This is a genomic window from Carnobacterium sp., assembly GCF_040274425.1.
This window is the reverse complement of sequence record NZ_JBEMBC010000161.1, coordinates 1-2,396: the sequence shown is the minus strand read 5'-3', so window position 1 is coordinate 2,396 and position 2,396 is coordinate 1. Positions and strand designations below refer to the sequence as shown.

The following is a 2,396-nucleotide window of genomic DNA, read 5'->3' as shown; positions in this document are numbered from 1 at the left end:
ATCTTTTCTATTATCCCTGGTTTTGGGACGAAATACAATGAAGATTCTAATCGATCTCCTAAATAATAAAATTCATTCTTAATAATCATAATAGAATCATCATACTGGCTTTGTTCTAAATACACACTGCTCATAATTGCTCCAAACATATCTTCAATAATGATTGGCACAGACGTGATCAAGTTCGCGTCCATTAGTTTCATCACTGCATTCAAAAATGAATTAACGAGTATGTTCACCAACTCTTGCAAGGCTGAATTAGCCATAGATTCTGAATAAGTTGTATTTTCCGGTAACATCATTGCGACAATAGTTTCAGAGACTTGTTGATCGACCGTGAAAAGAAAGACACCTTCTGCATCTCCCATCATCTTGATGATGATGGCTTTTATCACAGTTTCTTCCGGCATGATTTGCTCATAAACATCTGCATATTCCATCATTTCAATGACCGGAACAGTCATTTGGACTGGCTTTTCAATCAATTGAGACAAACTCGTGGCTGCATGACCGCCACCAATATTGATCACTTCTTTCAATACATCTAGTTCCATTGCTGAGTAGTTAGACTTCACTATACTCACCAATTCTTTCATTGCAAATAGCCGATACATCTAAAATTAAGATGATACTACCATCCCCTAGAATAGTCGCTCCTAAGTAATTCTTCAACATTTTTAATTCTTGTCCTAGCTTTTTAATGACAATTTCTTGTTGTCTGACTAAATCATCTACTGCCAAGGCTTTATAACTTTCTCCATGTTTTACTAAGACCAAATGCAGATTTGATTCTTCATTTGTTTCCATACTTAATGCTTTGTTGAGACGAATAACCGGAACCGCAAGTCCTTCATATTTATAAACTTCTTGATTATGCACATGAACAATGTCTTCTTCAGTTACTTTAACAATTGTTTTGATGATCCCTAAAGGAATCGCAAATGTATCTTGGCCAACTGTCACCAATAAGGATTGAATGATAGACAAGGTTAATGGCAAATTAATTTTAAATGTTGTCCCTTGATTGACCACACTTTCCAATTCAACGGTTCCACCTAATTCAGTAATTTTCTGTTTAACGGCGTCCATTCCTACGCCACGACCAGAAATACTCGTGACTTCTTTTGCAGTAGAAAAACCTGGATGGAAAATCAATTGCTGAATCTCTTTGTCACTCATACCTTCTGTTGAAATGCCTTTACGCTCCGCACTTTCTTTAATGATCGTTGGATTAACACCTTTTCCATCATCACTCAATGTCAGTACTACTCGATTGCCTTCTTGATAAGCCGTAATCTTAATGGTTCCTTTTGGATCTTTACCTAACTTCACACGGTCTTCTGGCATTTCTACTCCATGGTCAGCTGAATTCCGCAAAAGATGTACTAACGGTTCGCTCAACTCAGAAACAACCGTACGATCCAATTCAGTATCTTCACCTTCAATGACTAAGTTAAATTCTTTCCCTAAATCGTTCCCTAAGTCACGGATCATTCGAGGGAAGCGCGTCATTACTGTGCTGACTGGTTGCATTCTGATTTTCAGAACCAACTCTTGTAATTCTGAACTGATTCTAGCCACATGATCCAGTGGCTCTTTCATTTCAGACACTTGCAATTGGTCGCTTAAATCTTCTAATCTTGTGCGGTAAATAACCAATTCAGAAACTAAATTCATAAAGGAATCTAATTTCCCAATGTCTACTCGAATGGATTGATTCATCGCATGATTTTGTGCTTTTCCTTTAGTTGGTGCTTTAGTGGTTGCTTGAGGTTCAATTACAGATTCTACTTTTTGATTTTCAACAGGAGTTTCTGTATATTGAACTGTTTCTGCCGCTTTTACCATTAAATCATCGGCTTGTTGAATGGTTTGAATCAACACTTCTTCGATTTCACTATTATCTAGTGCTAGATTATGAACAGTTTCTTCATCCAATTGACTGACGTAAATCAGTTTAAAGATGTTTCCAAAATCATCATTCTCAAGTACTTCCGTACCTGGTTCAGAGTACAAAACATCTCCATGCTGTTCCAGTTTACTCATAACGAGGTATACACGAGCATTTTTCATTGAACTGTCTTCATCGATTTGAATAGCTAACACATACGCGTTATAGCCGTCTTCCTTGGCTGCTTCAATAATCATTAGATCTGAATCTTCAACCTTTTCCAAAGCCAAATTAAGTGATGATCCGGTTTCTTGTTCTAGTTCTGAAGCCTCTTCTATGGCACTTTCTCCTGAAGATACTTGGTCTAGACGTTTAGCAAGATTGGAAATATCTCGCTCTGCATCATTTCCTTCTCTCAAATCTTCCACTAAATCAGATAATGTATCTAGACAGTCAAAGATCAAAGCAATGGATATCGTATCAGCCGCAATGATTTTTTGCTTCA

General features: G+C 37.1%; 2 protein-coding genes. Both read right to left on the bottom strand.

What is annotated here, in order from left to right; all coding sequences use genetic code 11:
* Positions 1 to 575: chemotaxis protein CheC (locus ABS911_RS14945; protein WP_350468211.1), on the bottom strand; the 575-nt coding region annotated here is incomplete at its 3' end.
* On the bottom strand, positions 565 to 2,396 hold a 1,832-nt coding region (locus ABS911_RS14940), incomplete at its 5' end, for a chemotaxis protein CheW (protein WP_350468210.1). The genes ABS911_RS14945 and ABS911_RS14940, both read right to left, overlap by 11 nt.